Below are 13,713 nucleotides of genomic sequence, written 5' to 3' on the forward strand. Positions count from 1 at the left end.
CTCAGCCCGCCGTCCTTGGGCGGCTCTGCAAATCGAGATACTGCAGGCCCCGCTCCGCCGTGCGAGCCCATTCGGAGTGCGTGTCGAGTTCGAGGTAGCGCTTCCACCACCGGCGAGCGGCGTCGAAGTCGCCGGCGTCGAATTCAAGCTTCGCCAGGTTGAAGACCGCGTCGGCATAGTCGGCATCAAGCTCGATCGCCTTTGCCAGATGCCTGCGGGCAGCATCGCTCCGGCCCCGTTCGCCCATCAGGCCAGCGAGGTTGAACCAGGCCTCGACGAAGGACGAGTCGAGCTTGATGGCACGCGCATAGTCGTGCGCGGCCTCCAGTTGCTGCCCCGCCGCCCTCAAACAATTGGCGCGATTGAACGCGGCGACGGAATCTGTGCGGTCGATCGCCAGATAGCGCTGGTAGAATGCGGCCGCCTGCTGGTAGTCGCCGTCCGCCTCCGCCTCCTCGGCGAGGGCGAACAGATCTTCGAGCTCGGCATCGTCAACCGTTTGAAGATCGAACAACAATTGCCCGTCGAGCTCGCTCCTGCCCTCGCTGCTGCGTGCATAGATGGCATCCCGCCCCGCATGATGCAGCGACAGCGCGGTCAGCGACGCGACCTGGCCGGAGCGGTGCACCGAACGGGCGATCGCGCTCCAGTTTGCGCCGCTCGCGATCAGGTCCGCATACTTGCGGGCCAGGATCAGGTCGCGGAACGAATAGGGTTCGCTCTCATGTTCGAAGGCGTCGAACAGCGACAGCAGATCGAAGACGCGTGGAGAGAGCTTCGCCTGCTCGATCAGCGACTGGCGCGTCAGTGCCGACGCCGTCGGAACCGGCATCAGCCCCAAGAGACGCAGAAAGCCATTCTCGCTGATGAGCCAGCGCCCCGCTGCGCGCTCGGCATCGAAGCGGGCCTCGATCTCGGTCTCACCACTCTTTGCCAGCAGACCGCGGCCGAACACGAGGTAGGTTGTCTGACGGGTGATGCCCCGTCTCAGATGCCCGAACTGCCGCTCGACCTCCCGCGCCGCAAGCCGGCGCGGAAAGGCGGAAAGTGCCCCGACGATGCCGAATGTCTGGCCTGCAACCGCCATCAGGCTTTCTTCTTCGCGGGCGTCTTTGCCGCTGTGCGCTTGGCGGCTGCAGGGGCTGCTTCCTTGGCCGTTTCCTTGGCCGCCGGTTCCGCCTTGGTCTTGCTCTTTGCCGGGGGCTTGGATTGCGACAGGCTCGCCTTCAGCGCGTCCATGAGATTGATGACATTGCCGCGCTCCGGTGCTGCAGCAATGATCGGCTTATGTCCTTTCAGCTTCTCGCGGATCATCTTCATCAGCGCGATCTCATAACGATCCTCGTAGTTCTTGGGATCGAAGGCCGTCATCTTCTGCTGGATCAGCGCCTCGGCGAGCTGCAGCATTTCCGGGTCGGGATGGCCAACGGGGATATTGCCGAAATATTCAGCTGTTCCGCGCACTTCGCTGGGATTCCTCAAGACACACACGAACATTCCGGTTTCGCGCGCACCGATCGTGACCACGCGCTCGCGGCTCGAAAGCACCAGCCGCGCGATCGCAAGCTTACCACTTTTCTTCAGCGCCTCGCGCAGCACGACGAAGGTTTCCTCGGCCATTGCGCCATCGGGCGCAAGGTAATAGGGCGCGTCCTGGTAGATGACGTCGACCGAGCCTTCGTCGACGAAAGCCTCGATGTTCATGGTGTGGTTGGATTCGATCCTGACGCTGTCAAGGTCGGCGTCCTCGATGATGATGTACTTCTTGTCTTCGTACTCGTAGCCCTTGATCAGATCCGAGCGTTCGACGAGCCCCAGTTCCGGATCAACCGGCTTCATGTTGATCCGGTTATGGGTGTCCTTGTGCAACTGATTGAAGCTGATGCGTTCGCTCGAACTGGTCGCCGGATAAAGCCTCACGGGGCAACTGACGAGACTGAGTTTGAGATAGCCTTTCCAACTTGCCCTGGGCGCCATGATTGTCTCCTACGCGGCCAAACGCATTACGTCCTCGTTTCGGACAAGAGCGGCAGATCCTTGGCAAAGGCGTCGATATCGGCCCAGGGATCGCCGAAAGTATCCAGAAGACCAGGCAGCGAAGAATAGTTCAAATCCTGGGGAGCGTCGATAGTCTCAAGATCGACCCAGTTGAGGGGCGTTGAAGCGGGCAGGTTTGTGCGTGCCCTGAGCGAATAGGGTGCCGCCGCCGTGTGGCCGCGGGCGTTGCGGTGGAAGTCGATGAAGATGCGCTTGACGCGGTTCTCCTTGCCCATGGTGGTGGTGAAAGTCTGAGGTGCCGTCGCGGCAAGGCGCGTCGCGATGGCGCTGGTCGCCTTGTGCGTTTTCTTCCAGTCCAGCTTCGCCGTCACCGGCACCACGACGTGGACGCCGCTTCCACCGGACGTCTTGACGAAGGGAACGAGCCCGAGCGCCTCCAGCTCTCCACGAATGTGAACGGCCGCCTCGACCACGTCCCGCCAGGCGATACCGTCACCCGGGTCAAGGTCGAAGACGATGCGGTCCGGTTTTTCCAGCCGCGCGCGCTTCGTTCCCCAGCTGTGCAGTTCGATGACGCCGAACTGGGCGAGCGCCAGATAGCCCTTCGTCCCCTCTATCGACAGGTAGGATTTGGTTTCGCCCTCGGAGTTGGTCGACTTGAAACTGGCGATATCCGTGGGCATGCCGGTGAAGGGATGCCGTTGAAAAAAGCAGTCCGCCGGTTTTCCCGTCGGACAGCGAAAAAGCGACACCGGCCGGCCGAGTATGTGCGGCAGCATGAAGTCGCCGACCAGCGCGTAATAGAGCGCCACGTCGAGTTTTGTCGGTCCGGACTTTCCGAATACCCGGCGGTCGGCATTGGTGACCTGGATGCTCGCGAGATCGGCGTCGGTCACCAGCCGTTTGCGCGGTGCGTTCGCGGCCGTCGAGAGTTCGACATCGCGAAGCCCCTTGAACACCGCATGCCGCAAGAGATTGTCCGTGGTGCGGTTGGAAAAGTGGATGCGGGCGCTCAGCACCGGACGAACCCAGATGATTTCCTTGGGGGCGCCGTCGAGCGCGGCAGCATCGCCGCGCAATCCTTCAAGCCGGCTGAGCAGGTGCGCCGCCGTGTCCGCGTCAAAGCCGGTGCCCACCTTGCCGCGATAGTGCAATTCGCCGTCGACCCATTCGGCAAGGGCAAGGGCTGCAAGCCCTTCGGCCGCTTCTGAGGTGGTGTATCCCGCAATCACGAAGTCCTCGCTTTTCAGCGCCTTCGTCTTGGTCCAGGTCTGAGTACGGCCACTGCGGTAGGGCGCAGCAGCGCGCTTCGAAACGATGCCTTCCAGCCCCAACTCGGCCGCCTGATCGTAGAGCCCGCGTCCATCACCTTCGACGTGATCGCTAAACTGGATGGCCGACCGGCTGGTTATCTGCGTCTGAAGCAGTTGCGCCAGCAGCCCCTTTCGCTTCAGAAGCGGAACCTCGCCCAGGTTCCAGCCGTCGAGATAGAGAATATCGAAGGCGTAGAAAACGAGTTTTCCCTCGGCTCCGGACGACAGGGCATCCTGCAACAGCGAGAAGCGGCTGATGCCCTTGTCGTCGAGGGCGACGATCTCGCCGTCGATGATCGCGTCGCGGCAGGGAAGCTTCAGAAAGGCGCGGGGCAGATCGCCATAACGCTTCGTCCAGTCGAGGCCGCTGCGCGTCACCAGCCGCACGGCGCCATTCGAGATATCCGCCATCGTCCGGTATCCGTCAAACTTGATCTCGTGCAGCCAGTCCGGCTGTCCGGGCGCTCCACCGGGTGGGCTTGAGACAGGGCTTGCAAGTTGCGGTTCGATCCGTCCCGGCTTGTCGCCCTTGACCGCACCGGGCAATGCGCCCGGCTTGAGCACGACCGGCTTTGCAGGCTTCTTCGGCTTTTCGAGCAGTTCCTCGATCCGCCGCCCGCTTTTCACGCTCTCGGGGCGCGAAGCCAGAATATCGACGTCCGGGTCGGCCGAGAGGTCGTGCTCCTTGAACAGGAGCCAGTTGCGCTTTTCGTCGTCGCCGGGCTTCGGTTTCAGCCGCGTCAGCATCCAGCCGCCATTGAGCTTCTCGCCGGCCAGGCGGAACTTGAAGGCGCCGGTTCGCAGGCTCTTTTCGATATCGTCCATCGGCGCCCAGACGCCAGCATCCCAGACGATCATCGGTCCGCCGCCGTATTCCCCTTCGGGGATGACGCCCTCGAAGTCGATATAGTCGAGTGGATGATCCTCGGTTTCGACAGCCAGCCGCTTGTCGGCCGGGTTGAGTGACGGCCCGCGCGGCACTGCCCAGCTTTTCAAGACGTCGCCAACCTGCAGCCTCAGGTCGTAGTGGTCGGCGGTTGCGTGGTGCTTGTGAACGACAAAGCGGTTGCCTTCCCCGCCCGCGCGCCCCGAAGGTTCCGGCGTCCGGGAAAAGTCGCGCTTTGAACGATAGGCCGTGAGTTTCGACGTCGCCATGACATCAAGCTAGGGCCTGTTGGCACCGGCGGCAATATCCGCGGTATGGCGGATGTCATGGTGACCGAAATTAGGAAAGCACTTGCTTTCCAGCACGGTGTTCTCTAAAAAATCGGGCAGACTGAACGTGGAAAACCGCGATGCTCGAAAAGCAGAAAACGCCGCGCCCCCGCGGTCGCCCTCAGGTCCGCTGCGATGACGACACCCGCCGCGTCATCATCCTTTCGGCCGAAAGACAATTTTGCGATCTGGGTTACGAGGCCGCAAACATCAACGTCATCGCCCAGAACGCCGGTGTGTCGACCAAGACCCTCTACCGCCTGTTTCCGACCAAGGCCGAATTGTTCGAGCGAATGATCGCCCTCAGGATCGCCGAGTTCGTGAGCGAGGCTGACGAAGAAAACATCGAAACCGCGGACGTGACCGCCGGCCTGACGCATCTGCTCGAGGCCTACGGCCACCTTGTGCTCTCGGCCGATACCATTGCCATCACACGCCTGGTTCTTGCCGAGGCCGAACGTTTCCCGGAGGTCGCCACGACGTTTTGGGAAGAAGCGATCGAGCGCACCAATGCAACGCTGGAGCGCTGGCTGAAGGTCCAGGCGATGCGCGGGCGACTGGTGATCGACGACCCGTATCAGGCGGCGGGCATGGTGCGCGGGATGATGGCGATGGAGCCGCAACGGGCCGTCATGATGGGCCGCATGTCCGGCGTCGAGAAGGAAGCGATCGCCGCGCGCGCCGCGCGCTGTGCGGCAATCTTCCTGGCGGGTACGTTGCCACGATGAGAGGCGAGGCGGGCGGCTGTCGCAACCGCATTCTCTGTCGATGTCACATGGACGTCATCAAACTGTAACGTGAGCCCGTATAACTCTCCGCGCGGGAGCCTCCCGCCGGGCGCATGAGGCGTCGCGACCAGCCTTCGGCATGGCCCTTCTCCTGTTTTTGAGCCCGGTACCTGTTATGCGTTTGTCCGCGAAGCTTCCACTCGCAGCGGCGGCTCTGGCTGCCTTCTCCATCGCCGCCACCAGCCTTGCGGGGCTCACCGTCAGCGGCAGCCTGTCGTCGCATGCGGCAATCGAAAAGCTGGAGGCGCTTGCTGACGCCCGCCGCAACGAATTGCGCCACTATCTGACGACGGTCGAAAACGACCTGCGCAATCTGCAAGCGCAGAAATCCGTCGGCAAGGCACTCACCGATCTCAATGGCGCAGCGCTCAAGTTCGCCGACAAGGCAGAGGGCGAACTGCAACGTCGGTACATCACGGAGAACCCCAATGCCCCGGACAAGCGCGCCCAGCTCGGTTCGGCCGGCGTCGACGACTACGACAGCCTGCATGCCCGCTATCATCCGTTCTTCCGACGCTTCGCCGAGGCGCACGGCTATCGTGACGTCCTGCTCGCCAATCTCAACGGCAACGTCGTCTACTCCCTCAACAAGAAGGGCAATTTCGCCGTCAACCTCAAGGACGCGGCCTTCAAGGACACCGGCCTTGGCCGTGTCTTCCGCGAGACCGCCGAGGGCACGGACAAGAGCAGGCTTGCCTTCGCATCCTACGAGACCTATGCGCCCCTTGGCGGCAACCCCGCCGCCTTCATCGCGATCCCGCTCGAAGCGATCGACGGCAAGATCGGCACGCTGATCCTTGAAATGCCCGACGCCTTGATCGGCGGCATCGTCGGCAACAGGACAGGGCTTGGAGAAACCGGCGAAACGGTTCTCATCGACGACAACGGCTTCCTGCTGACGGACAGCGCCACAACCCCGGAAAACGACGTTCTTCAGGCACGTATCGCGGTCGGCGAAACATCCCCCGACAGCATCGTCAGCAGCGGGCTCGCCGATTTTCGTGGCGAGGAAGCCCAGATGGCGACAACCGGCCTTGATGCCTTCGGCACCCGCTGGACCGTGGCCGCCGTCATGACCTCGCGCGAGGCCTTTGCCGCGGTGACGGCACTGCGCAACTGGACACTTGCAACCGCGCTGGTCGTGCTTGCGGCAGCGCTTGTGATTGCGACCTGGTACTCACGCCGCCTGACGCGACCGATCACCGGTCTTGTCCACGACATGAACCGGCTCGCCGCCGGCGACACGGAGGTCGCCGGTTCGGGCTGCATCCGCAAGGACGAGATCGGCGACATGGCCCGCACCGTCCTCGTCTTCCGCGACGCCCTGCTCGATCGCAGCCGCCTCGAAGCCGAGGCTGAGACAACGCGAGGGATGATCGAACACGAACGGCACGCCCGCGAAACGAGCCAGGCTGAGGTCTCCCGTCAGATCAGCGAAGCCGTCGACAGCCTGGCGATTGCCCTCGAACGCCTTGCCGACGGCGATCTTACCGCACGTATCGAGCATCCTTTCGGCGCCGGCTTCGACCGCTTGCGGCTGGATTTCAATCTGTCGCTCGACAGTCTTGCGGCTACACTTGGCGACGTAAAGGCGAGAAGCGCCGATATCGACGGCGAGACTGACGACATGCGCGACGCCATCGGCCAACTCGCCAGACGCACGGAACGTCAGGCAGCAACCCTGGAAGAGGCGACCGCCGCCTTGAGCACGATCACCGCCACGGTGGAGCGCACGGCCGAGCACGCGTCATCGGCAACCAGTATCGCCGCAGCCGCGAGCGCCAGCTCGGACCGCTCAGGCCAGGTCGTCATGAACGCCGTGAGCGCCATGGCGCAGATCGAGAAGGGATCAACGGCGATCTCGCAGATCATCGGCACCATCAACGACATCGCGTTCCAGACCAATCTGCTCGCGCTGAACGCCGGTGTCGAGGCGGCTCGCGCCGGGGAAGCCGGCAAGGGCTTTGCCGTCGTCGCGCATGAAGTGCGCGAGCTGGCGCAGAAATCAGCGCTTGCCGCGCGGGAAATCAAGACGATCATCACAGCTTCGACAGACGAGGTTGCCAAGGGCGTTTCGCTGGTTCGGGCAGCGGGCGATGCCCTCGACGAAATTTCGGGCCAGATCCACGCGATCAACGAGCAGACGAAGCAGATTGCCGGCGATGCGCGCGACCAGGCCAACGACCTCAGGCACATCAACGAGACCATGTTGTCGCTCGACGGCGTCACGCAGCAAAACAACGCCATGGTAGAGGCAAGCACCGCCATGACCCGGAGGCTCTCGGGCCAGGCATCTGGCCTGCTCGACCTGGTCGAGCGTTTCCGGACGGGACCGTCCGATGGACAGGACGAGGTGTCAGCGCCGGCTGTGCGACGCCTGACGGCCTAGCGCGACGTCGCCTCGCAACGCGCCCGCCGCCGATTGGCTTCAACATGCCTTGACGCTTTCGCGGGCGCGTTCTAGGCGACAAGGTATCCTGCAGATTGATCGGGACCGGGTCGCCATGCGCATAGCCAGCCTTGCAATGTATGTCGCGCCGCCGCCGGTTCTGGCGGCGAGCGAGGCACTCTGGAGCTTCCTGCGGGACGACTTGCGGAGCGAGGGCTTTGCCGACGTGCCGGACCGGCTGAGCGCCCATCCTGACCTTGACCACGTGTGGCTGCACCCCGACCTGCTGCTCGCCCAGACGTGCGGCTATCCCTATGTGCAACATCTCAGAGGTCGGGTGCGCCTTGTCGCAACGCCCGCCTACCTGCATCAGGGGTGTGACGGCCCGCGCATGTGCAGCTTCGTCATCGTGCCGAAGGCGTCACCCATTGGCACCCTTGAGGATCTTCGAGGCAAACGCGCCGCCATCAACGGTCCCGACAGCAACTCCGGCACCAATCTTTTTCGCGCCACCATCGCGCCGCTCAGCCTGGACGCTCGCTTCTTTGCGTCGGTGATGGAAACGGGCAGCCACGTCGCCAGCATCGACGCGGTTGCTTCATTGCAAGCCGACGCGGCTGCCATCGACTGCATAACCTATGGCAATGTCGGGCGCTTCGAACCGGAGCGGCTCGCGAACGTTCGGATACTGAGCACAACCACGAGCACGCCGGGCCTGCCGCTCGTCACGCGCGCAGGGGCGTCAGACGCCGAAATCGCCGCGCTGCGCCGGTCGCTCAAACGGTCGATCGAAGAGCCTGGTCTCGCCGATGCGCGAAATGCGTTATCGCTGAAGGACTTCTGCATCGTGCCGGATGAAGATTATGAACAGGTAGCCGAGCTGGCGCGATTTGCACACCGGCTTGGCTATCCCACACTTGCCTGAACCGACACTGACGGCTGGCACCGGCCTCATTCAGCAGCTTGCGCCAATGCGACAGCATCCGCGCCGGCCGGAAAATGCAGTTCGCCCGACGTGTCGTTCGTGGCCCGCCACACCGCCTCGGCGACATCCGCCTCGGTCGTAACCAGTGCGGGTGCGGCAAACTGTGCAAAGATCGGTGCTGCGAAGTCCGCATAGGCGCCCGGGATCAGATCCTCGACCTTGACCGCGGTGTTATGGGCAAACCTTGTCGTCGGCGCATAGCCCGGCTCGACCAGCTTGACGCGAACGTTGAAGGCGGCGAGCTCATGGGCGAGCGAACCGGTAAATCCGGTGATCGCGGTCTTGCTGGCCGTATAGGCGGCGGCAAGCGGCATAGCGGCAAGCGTCACGCTGGAGGTGACATTGACGATGACGCCGGATCTCCGCGCGCGAAATTGCGGGATCACCGCCTGGGTCATCGCCATGACCCCGAAGGTGTTGGTATCGAAGACCTTGCGGATATGCGACATCGGCGTCGCCTCGAAGGCGCCGACAACGCCGATGCCGGCGTTGTTGACGAGGGCGTCGATCGGACCGGCCTCTTCGATGGCAAGGGCGATGCTCTCAGGCGCGGCTACGTCGAGGGAAATGAGCCGTACGCGCTCGGACTTCGGCAGGAGATCACGGCGCGGCGAGCGCATGGTAGCGACCACGTTCCATCCTTCGGTGTAAAAGCGTCGGGCGGTCTCGAGGCCGTAGCCCGACGAGCAGCCAGTGATGAGGACGGTCTTCATGGGAGTTTCCTTCTCTGATTTCGGATAGGAAACGGATACGTGGCCCGGCGAGGACGATCTACGACTTGCCGTCCCGATTTTATTTGCTATCGTCCGCAAATGATCGATCCTCTCTCCCAGCTCATCCAGCTTTTGCATCCGCGCACCGTCTTCACCAAGGGCATCAGCGGCGCCGGTCGCTGGGCGGTGCGCTATTCCGACTTCGGGCAGCCGAGCTTCTGCACCGTCATCGAAGGATCCTGTCGGCTGGCAGTCGACGGGGAAACCTCGGTGACGCTCCAGGCCGGCGATTTCGTCCTTCTGCCGACGACGCCGGGCTTCACCCTCTCAGGCTTCGATCCGGTGCAGCCGACATTCATCGACCCGAGGGTGGCGCCCGCCCCGACCGACGAAATTCGCCACGGCCGCCAGGACGGAACGCCGGATGTCCGCCTGCTCGGCGGCTATTTCGTGCTTGATTCCCCGGATGCCGGACTGCTTGTCTCCTTGCTGCCGGCCCTTGTGCATCTGCGCGGAATCGACCGTCTTTCGACGCTTGTGCACATGGTTGGCGACGAGGCGCGAGACGCGCGGCCCGGCCGGGATCTGGTGCTTTCGCGGCTGGTGGAGGTTCTTCTGGTCGAGGCCCTGCGGTCCGTTCAGGGGGAAAGTGCCGCACCCGGGCTGTTGCGCGGGTTAAGGGATGCGCGGCTGGCGATCGCCCTGCGGTTGATCCACGACAAGCCGGCCCATCCGTGGACTGTGGCAGAACTCGCGAGCGAGGCAGCGCTCTCGCGTTCAGTGTTCTTCGATCGGTTTACCCACGCCGTCGGAGTGCCGCCGATGGAATACCTGCTCGTCTGGCGCATGGCGCTTGCCAAGAACCTGCTCAGGCAGCCCGACGCTGACCTTGCGGTCATCGCCGAGCGCATCGGCTACGGGTCCGCCAGCACTTTCAGCACCGCCTTCAGCCGTCACGTCGGCCAGCCGCCCGGCCGCTATGCGCGCGCAGCAGCTGGCTGACCGCGGCATCACAACGCACTTCGGCCGCATTTCATCAGAAATATCTCAGATACATTCGAGCTTCACATTTACACCCCGCTGGCGGGCCGATAGACAAGCCTGTCACCAACAGCGAACCGCACTATATGCTCCGACGGCTCTATGACTGGACAATGTCACTCGCAACGCGGGAGACCGCCATTGTCTGGCTCGGTATCATCGCCTTTGTCGAAAGTTCGGTCTTTCCCGTCCCTGCCGATCTTCTGTTGATCCCGATGGCGCTGGCGCGACCGGAGCGGGCCTGGCGCTACGCGCTGGTCGCGACGGTCTGCTCGGTCCTCGGCGGCATTGCCGGCTGGTACATCGGCCACTATGCCTTCGATACGCTGGCGAGACCGCTGCTCGAATTCTACGGCAAGCTCGACACGTTCGAACACCTGAAGGCCTCGGTCGATTCCGAGATGCTCGCCTTGCTGCTCGTCACGTCGGGTCTGGCGCATCTGCCACCGATCAAGGTGGTGACAATCCTTTCGGGCGCCGCCAACATCAATCTTGGTCTCTTCATCGCCGCGGCCATCATCGCGCGCGGTGCGCGGTTCTTCCTGCTCGCCTGGCTTCTGCAGCGTTTTGGCGAGGAGATCCGCGAGTTTCTGGAGAAACGGCTCGGGGCGCTTGCGGGCGCAGCGGCCGCAGTCCTGATCTGCGTCTTCGCCGCGCACCGCTTCCTCTCCTGAGCGCGTATCCGCCGCACTGACCAGGCCGCGGATGTGCGGCCGCGTTACGCGTTGCCGGAACCGCCGCCCGGCAACGACAGTGGTGCAAGCGATCGCATCGACCGCCCCTTGGGATCGTTTTCCGGCGCCTTGCGGCACGCATAGGCCTGCGCGTCCTGAAGCTCAGCGAGCGCACCGTCGTAATCGATGAGGACAGGCTTGCCGTTGCTGACGACGCAGGCACCGTCGACATAGACCCCCTCCACCGCCCGTTCCGCAGCGCAGTGCAGGAGGCTGCGAAGCGGATCATAGACCGGCTGCATGCCATGGTGGCGCAGATCGACGACAAGGAAATCCGCCTTGGCGCCGACGGCGATCCGCCCGATGTCATGGCGACCAAGCGCCGTCGCGCCGGCGATGGTGGCGGCGTCAAGGATGTCAGCGGTCGAAACGTCGAAAACCGATTTCCCGGAGAGCCTGGCGCAGATCATCGCCTGACGCATTTCCTCCAGCATGTTGAAGGGATAGCTGTCGGTGCCAAGCGCGACATTGACGCCGGCGCGCCGGTAGCGACCGACCGATTCCAGTGCCATGCCGCTGCGCGAAAAGGTGACCGGGCAATGGGCGACGGACGTCTTGCGCTCCGCCAGAAGCTTCAGGTCGATCTCCGTGCGCTGCCGGGTCCAGGAATGGCTGTCGACAAAAATGCAATGGCCAAGGATCAGGTCATCGCCGAGCAGGCCGAGGCTTTCGAGATACTGCACCGCCGTCAGCCCGTGTCGACGCAACAGTTCCTCGTGCTCGGCCATGGTCTGGGCCGCGTGAATGGTGATCGGCATGCCGCGCTCGCGAGCCGCAGACACGGCATCCTGCAGCAATTCGGGAGAGCAGGTCTCGATCTGCGACGGCGCGACCACGCCGCCAAGCCGGCCTGAAGGATGGGCAGCGGCGGCATCGACCACCTCGAGAGCCCGCGCGAAGGCTTCGCGCCCACGCCCCTTGTCCCAGCGGAAGTCGAGTCGTTGGCCGTCCTCGACATGCCATTGCGCCTCGCGGAAGCCCGGAGCGACAAAGGCGCGTGCGCCGCTTTTGGCGAGCGTCGGCAACCAGCTTTCATGCGGCCCGGCAATGTCGAGCAGCGTCGTAACGCCGCTGCGCATCAGATCGCCGACCATGACCGTCAGCGACGCCTCGATCGCATCGCCGTCGATCTCCAGAAGGTTGGAGTATTCGTAGAGCGCGTTGCCCCAGAGGGCGGCCGTGCCCATGTCCTCGAAGATGCCCTTGGAAATCGGCTCTTCGCCGGAGTGGCAATGCACGTTGACGAAGCCCGGCATGACCATCCGGTCGCGACCGGAACTCTCGGTCGCAACTGGCCCTTCGTAATGCCCGCCGACATGGACGAAGCCGTTTTCGTCATAGGCGACGTCGGCGCAGTTGAGATAGACGTGGCAATTGCGCTCGTTGTCGAAAGCGACGACGGTGTGCGCCTTACGGATGACGTGGATTTCTTTAGTCATGCGTGGTCCTGAAATATCGCTCGAGGAAACGGCTGTAAGCTCCCATCAGGGCGCTGAAAAGGAAATAGACGACAGCGGCAAAAACGTAGCCTTCCAGCACCGCGATGCCCTGCCACTCAGGGTCGCGCATGGCGGTGCGGACGGTGTCGAGGAAATCGAGCAGGCCGACGATCGTCACCAGCGTCGTATCCTGGAAGAAGCCGATGAACAGGCTGACCAGCGGCGGAATGACCTTCTTCAGCGCCTGCGGCAGCACGATCTTGCGCATGATCTGCCAGTAGTGCAGCCCGAGCGAATGTCCGGCCTCCACCTGGCCCTTCGGCACCGCCTGCAGACCGCCGCGCACGATTTCGGCGATATAGGCGGCGGCAAAGAGAATGATCGCGACCTGCGCGCGCAGCAGCTTGTCGATGGTGATGCCGTCCGGCATGAACAGCGGCAGCATGACGGTCGCCATGAACAGGATGCTGATCAACGGCACGCCGCGGACGATTTCGATGAAGCCGACACCGAGGATGCGAATGGCCGGAAGGCTCGACGCCCGCGCGAGCGCCAGCGCAATGCCGAGCGGAAGCGCGCAGGCAAGGCCGATGAAGGACAGCATGAAGGAGAGCGGGAGCCCGCCCCATTGCGTCGTGGGCACGACGCTGAGACCGAAGTACCCACCGGCCATCAACACGTAGAGCACCGGAAGGATGATCGCGATCCAGGCGAGCAGCAGTCCCCGCCCCCAGACCTTCGGCACCATCGAGACGACGCACGCGCCGAGAAACAGGAGCATCGCCGCAAGCGGTCGCCATTGTTCCTCGAACGGATAAAAGCCGAAGAAGATGTAGCGCATCTTGGCCGAGAGAAACGGCCAGCACGCGCCGCTCGTCGCCTTGCAGTCCGCAGGCAACCCGGAAAAGGTCGCATTGACGAACAGCCAGCCGATCGCGAGCTTGGTGAGCGCGAAGATGGTGCCAAGGCAGAGGATCGTGATCAGCGCATTGCCGGGCGTCCCGAAATACGCGCCGAGCCACCGGCCTTTCGGGAGCGGCGGCGCTTCGCGCGCAGCGGGCGTGGCGCCGGCGATAAGGGTGTCGATCTGCGTCATCA

The 13,713-nt window shown here is 63.5% G+C and carries 11 protein-coding genes; 5 read left to right on the plus strand and 6 right to left on the minus strand.

Going from position 1 to position 13,713, the window contains the following annotated elements:
* Nucleotide 1 precedes the first annotated feature (1 nt).
* The 3 genes from VGO12_RS10315 to ligD are packed head-to-tail and all read right to left on the minus strand — an operon-like array spanning nucleotide 2 to nucleotide 4,466.
* On the minus strand, nucleotides 2-1,087 hold the full coding sequence (locus VGO12_RS10315) for a tetratricopeptide repeat protein (RefSeq protein WP_327512655.1): 1,086 nt from the start codon (nucleotides 1,085-1,087) through the stop codon (nucleotides 2-4).
* A complete protein-coding gene (locus VGO12_RS10320; RefSeq protein ID WP_327512656.1) occupies nucleotides 1,087-1,977 on the minus strand; it encodes a Ku protein in 891 nt (296 codons plus the stop codon). Before VGO12_RS10320 ends, VGO12_RS10315 begins: the two co-directional genes overlap by 1 nt.
* 26 nt (nucleotides 1,978-2,003) lie before the next feature.
* Nucleotides 2,004-4,466, minus strand: a complete 2,463-nt coding sequence (ligD, locus tag VGO12_RS10325; RefSeq protein ID WP_327512657.1) for a DNA ligase D — start codon at nucleotides 4,464-4,466, stop codon at nucleotides 2,004-2,006.
* Nucleotides 4,467-4,606: 140 nt separating this feature from the next.
* Between ligD and VGO12_RS10330 the strand changes: the two genes are divergently transcribed.
* From VGO12_RS10330 to VGO12_RS10340, 3 genes are all read left to right on the plus strand, one after another.
* Nucleotides 4,607-5,254 carry a TetR/AcrR family transcriptional regulator gene (locus tag VGO12_RS10330; RefSeq protein ID WP_327512658.1) on the plus strand — a complete coding sequence of 216 codons (648 nt, stop codon included), beginning with the start codon at nucleotides 4,607-4,609 and terminating at the stop codon, nucleotides 5,252-5,254.
* 175 nt (nucleotides 5,255-5,429) lie between these two features.
* Nucleotides 5,430-7,703 (plus strand): methyl-accepting chemotaxis protein, encoded by a 2,274-nt coding sequence (locus VGO12_RS10335; protein ID WP_327512659.1) that lies wholly within the window; start codon nucleotides 5,430-5,432, stop codon nucleotides 7,701-7,703.
* 136 nt (nucleotides 7,704-7,839) lie between these two features.
* Entirely contained in the window at nucleotides 7,840-8,628 is a 789-nt protein-coding gene (locus VGO12_RS10340; protein WP_327512660.1) for a phosphate/phosphite/phosphonate ABC transporter substrate-binding protein, read from the plus strand.
* Between the two features lie 26 nt (nucleotides 8,629-8,654).
* Here the strand turns inward: VGO12_RS10340 and VGO12_RS10345 are convergent, their stop codons facing one another.
* Complete coding sequence (locus VGO12_RS10345; RefSeq protein ID WP_327512661.1) at nucleotides 8,655-9,401, minus strand: SDR family oxidoreductase; 747 nt, start codon at nucleotides 9,399-9,401, stop codon at nucleotides 8,655-8,657.
* A gap of 99 nt (nucleotides 9,402-9,500) precedes the next feature.
* On the opposite strand from VGO12_RS10345, the gene VGO12_RS10350 reads away from it, so the two are divergent.
* Nucleotides 9,501-10,403 carry an AraC family transcriptional regulator gene (locus VGO12_RS10350; protein WP_327512662.1) on the plus strand — a complete coding sequence of 301 codons (903 nt, stop codon included), beginning with the start codon at nucleotides 9,501-9,503 and terminating at the stop codon, nucleotides 10,401-10,403.
* Nucleotides 10,404-10,528: 125 nt separating this feature from the next.
* Nucleotides 10,529-11,116 carry a YqaA family protein gene (locus tag VGO12_RS10355; RefSeq protein WP_327512663.1) on the plus strand — a complete coding sequence of 196 codons (588 nt, stop codon included), beginning with the start codon at nucleotides 10,529-10,531 and terminating at the stop codon, nucleotides 11,114-11,116.
* A gap of 44 nt (nucleotides 11,117-11,160) precedes the next feature.
* On the opposite strand, the gene VGO12_RS10360 is transcribed toward VGO12_RS10355, so the two are convergent.
* Nucleotides 11,161-12,615 carry an amidohydrolase family protein gene (locus VGO12_RS10360; RefSeq protein WP_327512664.1) on the minus strand — a complete coding sequence of 485 codons (1,455 nt, stop codon included), beginning with the start codon at nucleotides 12,613-12,615 and terminating at the stop codon, nucleotides 11,161-11,163.
* The gene (locus VGO12_RS10365) at nucleotides 12,608-13,711 is read right to left on the minus strand and encodes an amino acid ABC transporter permease (protein ID WP_327512665.1); all 1,104 of its coding nucleotides are present in this window, start codon (nucleotides 13,709-13,711) and stop codon (nucleotides 12,608-12,610) included. Before VGO12_RS10365 ends, VGO12_RS10360 begins: the two co-directional genes overlap by 8 nt.
* Between the last annotated feature and the right edge of the window lie 2 nt (nucleotides 13,712-13,713).

Origin of the sequence: Ensifer sp. (genome assembly GCF_035999135.1) — a bacterium.
In the GTDB taxonomy this organism is placed as follows: Bacteria; Pseudomonadota; Alphaproteobacteria; order Rhizobiales; family Rhizobiaceae; genus Ensifer.